Below are 12,541 nucleotides of genomic sequence, written 5' to 3'. Positions count from 1 at the left end.
TCTATCATCATCTGGGGTGTCGGCCGTCGGGACGACCGGAAGCGCTCAGGCGTCCCGACGCACCGTTCAGCGGAATGCGCCGTCGACGGGCAGAATCTCTCGCCGAGAGGCGCCGTATGGGGGGCTGGTCGGATACGTGCGGACGCCGCCGGGCCCAAGGTCAGCCGACGTGGGCGCGGGGCCGCAGAGCGGGGTCCGGCTTCCGCCCGGGCAGCACCTCGCGGGTCACCGGGGCGACCTCGCCGCCGTCGTGGCCTCGTCGATCAGCCGTTCTCGTCGGCCGCGCGGGTCCGGTCCGCCGAGGGAGACGACAACGGGACGACCCGCAGCGGGGTGCGTGGCGGGCGGGCCCGCCATTCGCGCGGGTAGCCGATCGACACCTCCTCGAACCGTACGCCGTCGTAGTGAGTCACCCGCGGAATGTGCAGGTGTCCGTAGATCACGGCCGCGGCACGGAAGCGGCGGTGCCAGTCCCGGGTGAGTTCCGTCCCGCACCACTGGGCGAACTCCGGGTACCGCAGCACATCGGTCGGTTCCCGCACCAGCGGATAGTGGTTCACCAGGACCGTACGGTGGTACTCCGGAACGGCGGCCAGTCGCAGCTCGGTCTGGCGTGCCCGCGCACGGCACCAGTCGTCGCGCGTCGGGTACGGGTCGGGCTGGAGGAGGTACTCGTCGGTGCAGACGACCCCGGTCCTGTGGGCATAGGCGAGGGACTCCTCCTTGGTGGTCGTTCCCGGTGCGCGGAACGTGTAGTCGTACAGCACGAACAGAGGCGCCACGGTCACCGGCCCCGCTTCGTCCTCCCACACCGGATAGGGATCCTCCGGGGTGACGACGCCCAGCTTCCGGCAGATCTCGACCAGATGGAGGTACCGCGCCTCGCCCCGCAGCTCCACGGGGTCGCGCGGGTGGGTCCACAGCTCATGGTTCCCGGGGACCCACACGACCTTCGCGAAGCGCTCGCTGAGCATCTTCAGCGTCTGCTCGACATCGGCGACTTTCTCGGCGACATCCCCTGCGACGACGAGCCAGTCGGCGTCGGTGCCGGGACGCAGGGATGACACGATGGCACGGTTATCGGCGTAGGCGACATGCAGGTCGCTGACCGCCAGCAGTTGTCCGTTCAGGGCAAGCACTCCTCGTTCCGTGGGGTTCGCACCCGGCCGTCCCCGGCACTTACCGTCAGTGGTGGAACAGTCCCGGACCGGAGCGGGCGAACGTGACGCCGTGCGCCTGGAGGCCCGTTCGCCCGTTCCGGCTCCGATCGAACCATCTGGCCGTGCAATGTACGAGACGCCATGACGCCGGGCGTGGTCGCCGAACTCCGGCAGGCGGACCGGCCGGTCGCCCTCAGTCGTTGAGATCGACCCGCACGCTCAGCAGGTCGGTGCCGAGCGCCCGGACCGCCGCGCTGTTGAAGCGCGGCAGCGTCCTGAGCCGGGCGTGCGGGTCGTCCTGCGGGACCGGATGGGCGGTTCCGGCGTGCCAGCGCCCCCTGATCCGGACCCGTACCTTCGGGTTCGCCCGGATGTTGCGTACGTACTGCGACTTCTCGCCGTACTCCGAGACCAGCCAGAATTCCGTGCCGGTCCGGCGGCCACCGACCGGGGTCCGGCGGGGCAGTCCGGACGTGCGTCCGGTGGTTTCCAGGAGGGTCTGGTTCGGCAGTCGGCGGAGCACCGGATTGCCGATCCGCCGCTGGAACGTCGTGACCGCCCGGAACTTCATCTCGTGATAGCGCGACATGCGTGACTCTCCCGTCGTCGCCGGTGGTTCTCGCCGGAGCCGGCCCAAGGGCTGTCCCGTCATCCCCGGCGGGTGCGGAACCGACGGCTACGGCACTGTGCCGCGGTGTCGGAACGCAGCGAATACGTCCAGTATGAGGAGGCTCCTCCGCCTCGCGACGCACCGCACCGGACGCCACGACCTGTCCGGCCCCGATCCGCCGGACATCCCTGGTCGAGAAGCCGGGCGGGCTGCGGCGTCCCTGGGACGGGTGATCAGCCCAGCGCCGTGCCGCGCAGGAGCAGCAGGGCGATGTCGATCCCGGCCAGGCCGAGCGTGGCCAGGAACGGCAGGCGGCTGTCTGGCGCGGAGCGCAGCGGGAGGCAGACGGCCACGGCCAGGGTCCCGGTCACGGCGAGACCGGTCCAGCCCGTCGCGTCCGGCCATCCCGGTGGGCCGAGGACGAGGACGGCCGATGCGGCGAGCAGCGCGAGTGCCGCGACGGTACGAGTCCGGCGGCGGCCCAACCGCTGGGGCAGGCCGCGGACGCCCGCGGTCAGGTCGGCGTCGATGTCGGGGAGGACGTTGGTGAAGTGCGCGCCGACGCCGAGGAGCGCGCCCGCGACCACGGGCGTGGCGGCCGGCCAGGGGTGGCCCGGCAGCGCGAGTGTGACGAAGGCGGGCAGGAGGCCGAAGGCGACGGTGTACGGGAGCCAGGACAATGCTGTTCGTTTGAGTCCCAGGTTGTAGGACCAGGCGGCGGCGACACCGATCAGATGGGTGCCGCCCGCCGTCGCGCCGTTCGCCAGCGACAGGGGGACGCACAGGACAAGTGCGGTACACGCTGCCACCGCGACGGTTCGGGCCCTCACGGCACCGTCCACGAGAGGCTTGTCGCGCCGGTTCGCCGCCGTGTCCCGTGCGATGTCGATGCAGTCGTTGCTCCAGCCGACGGAGAGCTGCCCGGTGAGCATGGTCAGAGCGACCAGGCAGCTGCCGGACGCATCGCGTCCCGCGGCCACGGCCAGCGCGGTGATCAGGGCGGAGACGGCCAATGCGGGGGCCGGGTGGGCCGACAGGAACAGGGCCACCGCGACCCGGCCGGGGCGGGGAGCGGCCGCCGGCGTGGCGGCAGGCACCGAGGCGGACACGGAAGCTGCCCGAAAAGTGTGATTCATGACGTTCGATCAAAATACGTTATTCGCCCGTATGGTGATGGAATGACGCGAATCATCGCGATCCATGGTGTGCTCCCGCCACACCGGTACGAGCAGTCCGAGATCACCCATGCCTTCGCCGACATGTGCCTGCCATCGGGCGCCGACCGCGGCGTGCTGGAACGCCTGCACACGTCCGCCACGGTACGCGGCCGCCATCTGGCCCTGCCCCTGGAGCGGTACGCCTCCCTGAGCGGCTTCGGAGAGGCCAACGACGCGTTCATCGAATCCGCGCTCCGGCTCGGGGAGCGGGCGGTGCGCGGTGCCCTGGACCGGGCGGGTCTCGACGCGAGCGAGATCGACCTGGTCATTTCCACCTCGGTCACCGGTATCGCCGCCCCGTCGCTGGAGGCACGGCTCGCCGGACGGGTCGGGTTGCGGCCCGATGTGAAACGCGTGCCGATCTTCGGTCTGGGCTGTGTGGCAGGAGCCGCCGGACTGGCCCGGGTCCACGACTACCTCAACGGCCACCCCGGACAGGTCGCGCTGCTGCTCTCGGTCGAACTCTGTTCGCTGACCCTGCAACGTACCGACGCGTCCGTGCCGAACCTGGTGGCGGGCGCGCTGTTCGGCGACGGCGCCGCCGCGGTCCTCGCGGTCGGCCGGGACCATCCGCACCGTCGGGATCAACAGCGCGGGCCGGAGGTGGTTGCGACCCGCAGCACGCTCTACCCCGGCACCGAACGCAGCCTGGGCTGGGACATCGGCGACGCGGGCTTCCGTATCGTCCTCGGCGCCGACCTCCCCGACCTGGTACGCGAGACACTCGGCGACGAGGTGCGCTGCTTCCTCTCCGGCCACGACCTCAAGACGCAGGACGTGACGGCCTGGGTATGCCACCCCGGCGGTCCCCAGGTCCTGGAAGCCGTACGCGAGACGCTCGATCTGCCCGCCCGAGCGCTGGAACCGACCTGGCGTTCGCTGGCCGAGGTCGGCAATCTCTCCTCCGCCTCCGTCCTGCACATCCTCCGGGACACCCTGGCGCTGCACCCGCCACCGCCCGGATCGCCCGGTCTCCTCCTCGCGATGGGGCCGGGCTTCTGCACCGAACAAGTCCTCCTCCGCTGGTAGCCGCCCCGTGATCCCCTACACCGTCCTCATCCTCGTGGTCGCCGTCGAGCGCCTCGCCGAACTCGTCACCGCCCGGCGCAACGCCGCCTGGAGCCGCCGCAACGCCGGAACGGAGTACGGGCGCGGGCACTACCCCGTCATGGTCGCCCTCCACACCGCGCTGCTGGCCGGCTGCCTGGGGGAGACTTGGCTGGGCGGCCGCCCCTTCCTGCCCGCGCTCGGCTGGCCGATGCTCGTTCTGGCCCTCGGTGCCCAAGGGCTGCGCTGGTGGTGCATCACCACGCTGGGGCCGCGCTGGAACACCCGCGTCATCGTGGTGCCGGACCTGCCCCTCGTCACCGCCGGACCGTACCGATGGATGGACCACCCCAATTACGTCGCTGTGATCGTCGAGGGTGCCGCGCTGCCGCTCGTTCACACCAACTGGCTCACCGCGACCGGTTTCACACTCCTCAACCTGCCGCTTCTCGCAACCCGCGTGCGGTGCGAGAACACCGCGCTGGCCGGGGCCACCCCGGCGCCGGCCCCTGCGGCCACGCCGTGATCGACCTGCTGGTGGTCGGCGGCGGCCCCGCCGGACTCGCCACCGCGATCCACGCCGCGGGATCCGGACTCGAAGCGGTGGTCACCGAACCGCGCCCCACCCCGATCGACAAGGCCTGCGGCGAGGGCCTCATGCCGGGCGCCGTGCACGCCCTGGCCGAACTCGGCGTCACCGTCGCCGGACACCCACTGCGCGGGATCCGATACGTCGACGACCACCACAGTGCCGAAGCCCTCTTCGCAGCCGCCCCCGGCCGCGGCGTCCGGCGCACCGAACTGCACGCCGCCCTGGCCCGCCGAGTGGCGGAACTCGGCGTACCGGTGATCCAGGCGCGGGCGGACGGCATCCGGCAGCGCACCGACAGCGTCCGCGCAGCCGGCATCACCGCCCGCTACCTGGCCGCCGCCGACGGACTGCACTCGCCGATCAGACGTCAACTCGGCCTGGACCGCCCGGATCCGTGGCCCCCCAGATTCGGTCTGCGCCGTCACTACACGATCGAGCCCTGGACGGACTGCGTCGAGGTGCACTGGTCAGCACGGGCGGAGGCCTACGTCACGCCGCTCGGCCCGCGCCTGGTCGGCGTCGCCGTCCTGACCGCGGAACGCGGACCGTTCGACAGCCACCTGGCCCGCTTCCCCCTCCTCTCACGTCATCTGCCCGCGAGCACCACCACCCCTGTGCGCGGCGCCGGACCGCTGCGCCAGCGTGTCGGCTCCCGGGCGGCCGGGCGGGTCCTGCTGGTCGGGGACGCCGCGGGATACATCGACGCGCTCACCGGCGAAGGAATCTCCCTGGCTCTCGCCGGGGCCGCGCAACTGGTGCGCTGCATCCGGGACGACCGCCCGTTGGCATACGAGCAGGCGTGGCGCAAGGTCTCCCGGCGCCACCGCCTGCTCACCGAATCGTTGCTCAGGGTCCGTCAGCACCCGCGACTCGCCCGTCGTATCGTCCCGGCCGCGACCCGCCTTCCTGCGGTCTTCACCGCCCTGGTCAACCAGTTGGCGTGACCGACTCTCCGGGCGTGGCTGTCTCAGCAGCTTCCTCCCTCACCGCTGACGGCAGCCTGCTCAGTCTGCTGACCGGTGAGACGACGAGCCCGATCACCACGGCGGCGGAGCCGATCGCTCGTCGCCTCGGCGCGGCGGTGCGAGGCGCCGAACGCTGAGAGCCTGTCGGGTGACCTCTGATCGGGCGGCCACGCCCTGGCACGCACGCTTCCGGCGTTGCCGAAATGCCCCCTAGGGCCTGTTCTGAGTTCCCCGCCTGCGCCCCGACGCCCGGCACGCACGCTCGCCGCACGGCCCCGCAGGACAGGTGGCTCCGCCACATGACCTGCGACACCGCACGCCGATCGCACGCACCGATCGCCGCTGCGCCCGCGCTTCGCGCGAACGACGGGGAACTCAGAACAGGCCCTAGCAGCTCCTTCCCCAAGCTCTCAACTTCGTTCGAGCAGGGGAGATCCCACCCAAGGCCATCCCGGCGCCTTGGAATCGCACGCACCATGCCGCGTCCGCTCTCCGATCGAAGGTCACCCGACAGGCTCTGAGGGCCACGCGTCACATGGCGCCGCACGTCAGGGGCGCTGGAAGGGCGGCGGACCCCCGGGAGCGGGATATCCGACACCTGCGTACCCGGTGAAGGGCGGGGGCACGGTTGCCCGGCGCCGCCGTGTCAGCCCGCCCACCAGAGCACAGACGGCACCCGCGAGGGCGAGAGCCACACCGAGCAGGGCGCCGAGGCCCAGCACCGTCGGCACGGTGGCATCGTCAAGTGCCCGGCCCCGCACAGCCGTCACGGGCACGGTTCCGGAGTCCTCGCCGGGGAAGTAGCGCGAATCGTTGGAGTTGCCACGGTTGTCGCCGAGAAGGAACACCCGCCCGGCCGGAACCTTCACGTCGTACGGGCCGTGCCCGCCGTCGACCTCCGCCCCTTTGAGATACGGCTCCTTGAGCGGTGTCCCGTTGACGGTCAACCGGGTCCCGTCGAAGACCACATGGTCGCCTCCGAGCCCGATGACACGCTGCATCACGGCCTCGCCCTGGTAACGGCCGGGCAGGCTGAAGAGGACGACATCGCCCCTCCGCGTCTTCTCGCCACCGGTCTTCGCGATGAGGACCCGGTGACCCGGGGCGTATGTCGGCGCCATGGACTCGCCCCTGGGCGTGACCGTCGTGTAGCCGCTTCTGATGGTCCAGAGGGCCCCCGCGGTCAGCACGATCCCCAGGACGGCAAGCACGGCCCCCGTGATCAACAACCCACGTCCAGCGCGTCGCATCCGCCGATCCCCCCTTACAGCCGTCATCATCACCCGAACGTGCAGCGACACCGTAGAGGGTCCCGGCGGCCGGGCATGCAGCGGGGGACCGTGACGACGGGACGGCAGGCCCGAAGGCCCCTACTCCAGACCGGAGACCTCGAACACGGTCCGGGCGGTGCGACGGTCGATACGGTCTCCGAGCTGCCGCAGCGCCGTTGCCCCGCAGAGCAGCGTTCCGCGCTCCATACAGGTGCGCGCGTCCTCGTCCAGCCGGTGCCACAGGGCCGGGTTGGCGACGAACACCCGGGGGTCGAGCTCGACCCGGCAGCCGTGGGCGTCCCGGAGCAGCAGGCGTTGCGCGACGCCGTCGGACCAGCGTACGGACACCAGGAGGTCCGTACGCACGGTCGTTCTGCGCAGCAGGCCGCGGGAGGAGAGCCACCCGGTCCCCGCGCAGACCCGCGGCGGCACCAGGACCGCACACAGCACCGCGGCGATCGCCGCCCACAGCAGGACACGGAGCCAGGTGAGCCGGCCGATGGCCGCGTCCACCGCCAGCAGGAGGCCCAGCAGCGTGACGGAGCAGCCGCCCGCGAAGCGGACGTCCCCGGACCACTCGCGGTCGTACACCGTCCTGCCCGGAGTCGGGAGGGCATGGCCGGAACAGCTGACGCGGCCGGCAGGGCGCGCGTGGGGATCGGGGGCTGCCCCGGGCACAGGTCGTTGCATGGTGCAGAGGCTACGGAGAGCGGGACGGGTGGTCGGCGCGCCTTGACGAACCGCTGACGCCGGAACCGGATCTCCTGACGGACGCCTGACGACCAGCGAGGGCCGGAGCTCACCGTCCGCGCCACGACGCGCATCGACCGCACCGAATCCGGGGTGACCGCGGCCCGCGGGATGGCCGGGCGCCCTCTCGACGTATCGGTGGAGGGCCGGTGCGTACGCGGTCAGGGGATCCGACCGCGGCCTCGGGACGAGTCACTCCATGCCCGGTGGGACGGCTCGGCCTGTGGTGAGACGGGTTACCCGTTCAGCGCACCTGACGCCGGACCAGCTCGCAAGATCAGGAAGGCTGAGCTCCGGCCAGCCAGTCGTACGCGGTCTGCGCCGTGAACTCGCCATGACCACCGCGGAAGAGCAGCCCCGCCGTGGTGAACGCCGGATCGTCGGCCGTCGACGCCACATAGGGAACCGCGATGCAGCGCATGCCCGCCGCATGCGCTGCCACCACGCCCGGCGTCGCGTCCTCCAGCACCACGCAGTCGCCGGGCGCGGTGCCCAGCCGCAGCGCGGCTTCCAGGAACACATCCGGCGCCGGTTTCCCGTGCGCCACCTCGTCGGCGGAGACATACGTCGTGACGTACGCGCCGAGTCCGGTGCCCGCGAGCACCGCCTCGATCGCGGCCCGGGACGAACCCGATGCCACGGCCGTCGCGATCCCCTCCTGATGCAGCCGTTCCACGAACTTCCGCATCTCGGGGAACACCTCCGTCGAGGATCGCGCCAGCTCCAGATAGAGAGCGTCCTGGCCGGCGAGGAGTTCGTCGACGGGCGTCGCGATCCCGTACTCGGCCCGCAGCGCCGTCAGCGTCTCACGGGTGCTGATCCCGATGTACCGGGTGTGATGCTCCCAGGTGAAGTCCGGCACGCCATGACGGGCGAGGAGCCGGCGCCCCGCCCGGTAGTAGTTCGGCTCGCTGTCCACGAGCGTGCCGTCGAGATCGAAGATGACCGAAAGGACAGGGGTGGGCCGAGTGCTCATGGCACCCAGCATGCCAAGGCGGTGATCAGTTCGACGGTCCGGCCGTGGCGAGGCCGATGGATTGGACCAACGGAAGCAGCCGGTGCGGAACCCGCTCGCGCAGGGCCACTTCGGTGCGGGTCCGCACCACGCCGGGCAGCTGGATCAGCAGCTGGATCACATCCTCCAGGTGCTCGTTGTCGCGGGCCACGACCCGCGTCAGCAGATCCCCGCCGCCGGTGGTCGAGAACGCCTCGACGATCTCCGGCACGGCGGCGAGGGCCTCGCCCACCTCGTCCAGACGCCCTTGGGTGACCTCCAGATGGACGAAGGCGAGCACCGGGTGGCCGAGCGCGGCGGGGGAGAGGACCGGGCCCGTACCGGTGATCACACCGTTCCGCTCCAGCCGGTCGATACGGGCCTGCACGGTGCCCCGGGCGATGGAGAGGATCCGGGCGTACTCCCGCACGCTGGTCCGGGGCTGCTCGATGAGCAGCCGCAGGATGCGGGTGTCGAGCGCGTCCACCGCCATGGTCCGTCGGCCTCTTCCTGGTCTGCTGATACGGACTCCGACTGTACCAATGGCCCAGTGGACAGGCATGGGCCCGTCCACGTGGGGTCAGGGACGGGCATCCTCGGGGAGGGTGACCAGCCAGCGGGTGTGGGGGCGGGGGCGGAGGTAGAAGGCCCAGTAGAGGGTGGCCGCCGCCATGATGCCGCCGGTCCACAGCAGGTACGTGACCTCCTGCTGGCTGAGGATGTAGACGAGTACGACCATCAGCGCCACCGGCACCGCCGGCCAGAGCGGCATCCGCCAGGCGGGCAGCTCCTTGTGGTCGGTGCGGCGGGCGGCGAGCGCGGCGACGGCGACCAGCAGGTACATACCGGTGACCGAGACGCCGGTCACGCCGTACAGGGTGTCCAGGTTGACGAAGCACAGCGCCGCGCCGGGAACTCCGACCACCAGGGTGGCGACCCACGGCGAACCGAAGCGGCCGAGGCGGGCGAGGGCGTTGTTGACCGGCTCGGGCCACGCCTTGTCCCGGGCGGAGGCGAACAGCACCCGGGAGTTCTGGATGACCATGACGATGCCCGCGTTGATGATCGCGAGTGCGACGCAGAGGCTCACGAACGTACCGACGGCCGAGTTGCTCCAGGCAGTGACCATGCCGCTGATGTCACCGGAGGTGAGCGCCGCGAGGTCGGGTGCGCCCATGGTGATCGCGACCACCGGGACGAGGATGACGGCTGTCGAGATGGCCAGGGTGGCGAGGACCGTGCGGGCGACGTTGCGCCGCGGGTTCTCCATCTCCTCGGAGAGGTAGACGGCGGTGGAGAAGCCCTGGGTGATGAAGAGTGCGATGGCCAGACCCGAGACGACCAGCATCGCGGTGACCGGGCGGGACGCTCCGCTGTCGCTCGCGACCACACCATGGATCAGGCTGCCCGCGCCGCGCTCGGTGTGGGCGAAGCCGAGCACGGCAACGACGGCCGCCGCGATGACTTCCAGAACCAGGAAGACGCCGGTGATCCACGCGTTGGCACGCAGGTCCAGCAGACCGGCCAGGGTGGCGAGCACCATGACCCCGGCCCCGGCGGCCTCGGCCGGGATGTGGACCAGCGGAGCGAGGTAGTCCGCCGTGCCCATGGCGATCACGGGTGGGACGATCATCACGACCAGCAGGGACAGGACGAACACCAGCCACCCGGCCAGCCGACCGGTCAGGGTGGTGACCATGGCGTACTCGCCGCCCGCGCTGGGGATCATGGTGCCCAGCTCCGAGTAACAGAACGCCACTGCGATACAGAGCACCGAACCGATGGCGATGGTGAGCGCGGTGGCGGAGCCGAGGTCGCCGAACAGGTCGGGCACGACCACGAAGAGCGTGGATGCGGGCGTCACGCAGGAGAGGGTCAGCAGGGTTCCTCCGACGACGCCGATGGAGCGCTTGAGCGTGCGAGGGCCGTCCTGGCCGTGGGGATCGGCCTCCGCCGGTGCGGTGCCGGAGGTGACGGGCTGGCTGAGCATGTCGGTCATGGAGCGGTTCCGATCGACTGGGTGTGACGGGTACGGCGGGAGCGCTATCGCCTCCGTGGCTTGCTGCGCTGTTGGTTTCGTCTGCTCCCGGCGCGTTATGGAAACCTGTGGGATCCGTCACGTCAACCACCTAATACCTACGGAATTCGTTGCCGCCAAGGGTGTGGTTGGCGGTATTCGTAGATTGGTTGAGAGTTGGCCTCTTATTGGCAACTTGATGGTTCGGCGCCCGCGTTTATTTGATGACCTTCGAAATGAAGGCGTGTAGTCGCTAGTGCCTTTGATGTCCGAGACAGCGGTGAGGGGTTCGAGCGCGGCGAACCGCGGTCGGACCGCAACGGGATGCGCAGCGTGTTACCGGTCACGTTGTGCGGATTTTTTCCTTGGGAGGCGCGTGGAGGGTCCGGCCCACCGTCGCCGGCTGCCCGCGGCGCAGGTCGCGCCCAGCACGTGACGCCCGCTCCTCATGACGTGACGACTGTTACGTTTGCTCGGTGGGTGAGGAGTCTTCGGCGTCCCCGCTGCGCTGGGCGGTGCTGATCGTGCGGCTGCCGACGAGGTCGTCCCGGCACCGGGTCGTGGTACGGCGGCAGCCGTGACCCCCGAGCCTGCCCAGGAATCGAGGCTTCTGCCCACGGGGTCGCGGCGTCGGATGTGGCCGCTGTACGGAGCCGGGTTCACCACCGCCTTCGGCGCGCACGGCGTCGCGGCCAATCTCGGCCAGGGCGATGCCGGTCTGGCGCGTTCGGTGCTGTATCTCGGGCTGTTGCTCGCGCTGTACGACGGGGCCGAGGTGGTGCTCAAGCCGGTGTTCGGGACGCTCGCCGACCGGATCGGCGCCCGGCCGGTGCTGCTCGGCGGGCTCCTCGCGTTCGCCGCCACCTCCGCGGTCTTCGGGGTGGTCCGCGATTCCGGCTGGCTGTGGGCCGCCCGCCTCGGACAGGGCGCGGCCGCCTCCGCGTTCTCACCTGCCGCCTCCGCGCTGGTGGCCCGCCTCAGCCCGCAGGCCCGGCACGGCCGCGCATTCGGCTCGTACGGATTCTTCAAGGGCATCGGCTACACCGCAGGCCCCTTGCTCGGCGGCGTGCTGGTCTGGTCCGGCGGCCTGACGCTGCTGTTCGCGGTGCTGGCCGCGCTGGCCGCCACAGTCGCCCTGTGGGCCGCGTTCGCGGTACCTGCCGTCCCGCCTCTGCCCAAGACCCGCCAGACCGTCCTGGGACTCGTCCGGCGGCTGACCGACGGTGCCTTTCTGCGGCCGGTGGCGGCCCTGGCCGCCGCCACCGCCGCGCTGTCCGTCGGGGTCGGGTTCCTGCCGGTGTCCGGGGTGGCTGCCGGTCTGTCGCCGGTGGCCACCGGCGCGGCCGTCTCCGTCCTTGCCCTGTGCGCCGCGCTCGTACAGCCGTGGGCCGGGCGGGCCCTGGACCACGGGCGCCTCGGCACCGGCGGGGGACTGGCGGCCGGACTGCTGGTCACCGCGTGCGGACTGGTCGCCGCCATGCTGCCCGGCCTGCCCGGCATCCTGTCGGCCGCCGTGCTGATCGGGGCCGGAACCGGGCTGATCACTCCGCTCGGCTTCGCGGCCCTCGCGGGCACCACCCCGCGGGAACGGCTCGGCCAGACCATGGGAACGGCCGAACTCGGACGTGAAATCGGCGACGCCGGAGGCCCGTTGCTGGTCGCCGCCGTCGCCGGTGCCGCCACCTTGAACTGGGGCTTCGCGGTACTCGCCGCAGCGACCGCCGTTCTGCCGCTTCTCCTGCGTGCCCGCCGCACACCCCCGGAGCGCGGCTGACCTTCCCGGCGGTTCAGCGCGCCGCCGCCACCCGGGGGATGTCGCGCAGCCCGAGGCGCAGGTGCCCGACGTGGCAGAGGGCCTGTTCCAGGAGTTCGGCCACGGGCGGCCCCGGCGTTCACCGGTGCCCAGGCCGAAGTTACG

At 71.3% G+C, this 12,541-nt stretch carries 13 protein-coding genes; 5 read left to right on the top strand and 8 right to left on the bottom strand.

The genetic code is table 11. From position 1 onward, the window contains the following. Window positions 1-263: 263 nt before the first annotated feature. The 3 genes from ACIBB8_RS18050 to ACIBB8_RS18040 all read right to left on the bottom strand — a co-directional run bounded on the left by ACIBB8_RS18050 (window position 264) and on the right by ACIBB8_RS18040 (window position 2,906). Window positions 264-1,139 carry a metallophosphoesterase family protein gene (locus ACIBB8_RS18050; RefSeq protein WP_398953155.1) on the bottom strand — a complete coding sequence of 292 codons (876 nt, stop codon included), beginning with the start codon at window positions 1,137-1,139 and terminating at the stop codon, window positions 264-266. Between the two features lie 214 nt (window positions 1,140-1,353). Beyond that, a complete protein-coding gene (locus ACIBB8_RS18045; protein WP_398953153.1) occupies window positions 1,354-1,749 on the bottom strand; it encodes a nitroreductase family deazaflavin-dependent oxidoreductase in 396 nt (131 codons plus the stop codon). Between the two features lie 254 nt (window positions 1,750-2,003). After that, the gene (locus ACIBB8_RS18040; protein WP_398953151.1) at window positions 2,004-2,906 is read right to left on the bottom strand and encodes a UbiA family prenyltransferase; all 903 of its coding nucleotides are present in this window, start codon (window positions 2,904-2,906) and stop codon (window positions 2,004-2,006) included. 42 nt (window positions 2,907-2,948) lie between these two features. Here ACIBB8_RS18040 and ACIBB8_RS18035 point away from each other — a divergent pair, with 42 nt between their 5' ends. Genes ACIBB8_RS18035 through ACIBB8_RS18020 form a run of 4 tightly spaced genes read left to right on the top strand, consistent with a single transcriptional unit; the run spans window position 2,949 to window position 5,728 of the window. Further along, complete coding sequence (locus ACIBB8_RS18035) at window positions 2,949-4,016, top strand: type III polyketide synthase (protein WP_398953149.1); 1,068 nt, start codon at window positions 2,949-2,951, stop codon at window positions 4,014-4,016. A gap of 7 nt (window positions 4,017-4,023) precedes the next feature. Then, complete coding sequence (locus ACIBB8_RS18030) at window positions 4,024-4,560, top strand: isoprenylcysteine carboxyl methyltransferase family protein (RefSeq protein WP_398953147.1); 537 nt, start codon at window positions 4,024-4,026, stop codon at window positions 4,558-4,560. Beyond that, window positions 4,557-5,570: an NAD(P)/FAD-dependent oxidoreductase gene (locus ACIBB8_RS18025; protein WP_398953145.1), complete on the top strand. Its 1,014-nt coding sequence runs from the start codon at window positions 4,557-4,559 to the stop codon at window positions 5,568-5,570. Before ACIBB8_RS18030 ends, ACIBB8_RS18025 begins: the two co-directional genes overlap by 4 nt. A gap of 14 nt (window positions 5,571-5,584) precedes the next feature. Continuing rightward, window positions 5,585-5,728 (top strand): hypothetical protein, encoded by a 144-nt coding sequence (locus ACIBB8_RS18020; protein WP_398953143.1) that lies wholly within the window; start codon window positions 5,585-5,587, stop codon window positions 5,726-5,728. A gap of 411 nt (window positions 5,729-6,139) precedes the next feature. Here ACIBB8_RS18020 and lepB read toward each other — a convergent pair whose 3' ends face one another. The 5 genes from lepB to ACIBB8_RS17995 form a co-directional block, all read right to left on the bottom strand. Beyond that, window positions 6,140-6,802, bottom strand: a complete 663-nt coding sequence (gene lepB / locus ACIBB8_RS18015) for a signal peptidase I (protein WP_398953141.1) — start codon at window positions 6,800-6,802, stop codon at window positions 6,140-6,142. A gap of 159 nt (window positions 6,803-6,961) precedes the next feature. Continuing rightward, window positions 6,962-7,552 (bottom strand): hypothetical protein, encoded by a 591-nt coding sequence (locus tag ACIBB8_RS18010; RefSeq protein ID WP_398953139.1) that lies wholly within the window; start codon window positions 7,550-7,552, stop codon window positions 6,962-6,964. Window positions 7,553-7,889: 337 nt separating this feature from the next. Continuing rightward, complete coding sequence (locus ACIBB8_RS18005; protein ID WP_398953137.1) at window positions 7,890-8,588, bottom strand: HAD family hydrolase; 699 nt, start codon at window positions 8,586-8,588, stop codon at window positions 7,890-7,892. Between the two features lie 25 nt (window positions 8,589-8,613). Then, a complete protein-coding gene (locus tag ACIBB8_RS18000; RefSeq protein WP_398953135.1) occupies window positions 8,614-9,099 on the bottom strand; it encodes an Lrp/AsnC family transcriptional regulator in 486 nt (161 codons plus the stop codon). A gap of 87 nt (window positions 9,100-9,186) precedes the next feature. Next, complete coding sequence (locus tag ACIBB8_RS17995; protein WP_398953133.1) at window positions 9,187-10,605, bottom strand: APC family permease; 1,419 nt, start codon at window positions 10,603-10,605, stop codon at window positions 9,187-9,189. 652 nt (window positions 10,606-11,257) lie between these two features. Here ACIBB8_RS17995 and ACIBB8_RS17990 point away from each other — a divergent pair. Further along, complete coding sequence (locus ACIBB8_RS17990) at window positions 11,258-12,397, top strand: MFS transporter (RefSeq protein WP_398953380.1); 1,140 nt, start codon at window positions 11,258-11,260, stop codon at window positions 12,395-12,397. Window positions 12,398-12,541 lie beyond the last annotated feature (144 nt).

It is taken from the genome of Streptomyces sp. NPDC051286, assembly GCF_044455345.1.
Lineage (GTDB): Bacteria > Actinomycetota > Actinomycetes > Streptomycetales > Streptomycetaceae > Streptomyces.
Note: the sequence above shows the minus strand (reverse complement) of the source record. Positions and strands in the feature narration are given on the sequence as shown.

Bases quoted from the DNA above. Each gene is read 5' to 3' on its own strand.
- ACIBB8_RS18045 (WP_398953153.1), bottom strand. From the start codon at position 1,749: ATGTCGCGCTATCACGAGATGAAGTTCCGGGCGGTCACGACGTTCCAG.
- ACIBB8_RS18040 (WP_398953151.1), bottom strand. From the start codon at position 2,906: ATGAATCACACTTTTCGGGCAGCTTCCGTGTCCGCCTCGGTGCCTGCC.
- ACIBB8_RS18035 (WP_398953149.1), top strand. From the start codon at position 2,949: ATGACGCGAATCATCGCGATCCATGGTGTGCTCCCGCCACACCGGTAC.
- ACIBB8_RS18010 (WP_398953139.1), bottom strand. From the start codon at position 7,552: ATGCAACGACCTGTGCCCGGGGCAGCCCCCGATCCCCACGCGCGCCCT.
- ACIBB8_RS18005 (WP_398953137.1), bottom strand. From the start codon at position 8,588: ATGAGCACTCGGCCCACCCCTGTCCTTTCGGTCATCTTCGATCTCGAC.
- ACIBB8_RS18000 (WP_398953135.1), bottom strand. From the start codon at position 9,099: ATGGCGGTGGACGCGCTCGACACCCGCATCCTGCGGCTGCTCATCGAG.
- ACIBB8_RS17995 (WP_398953133.1), bottom strand. From the start codon at position 10,605: ATGACCGACATGCTCAGCCAGCCCGTCACCTCCGGCACCGCACCGGCG.
- ACIBB8_RS17990 (WP_398953380.1), top strand. From the start codon at position 11,258: ATGTGGCCGCTGTACGGAGCCGGGTTCACCACCGCCTTCGGCGCGCAC.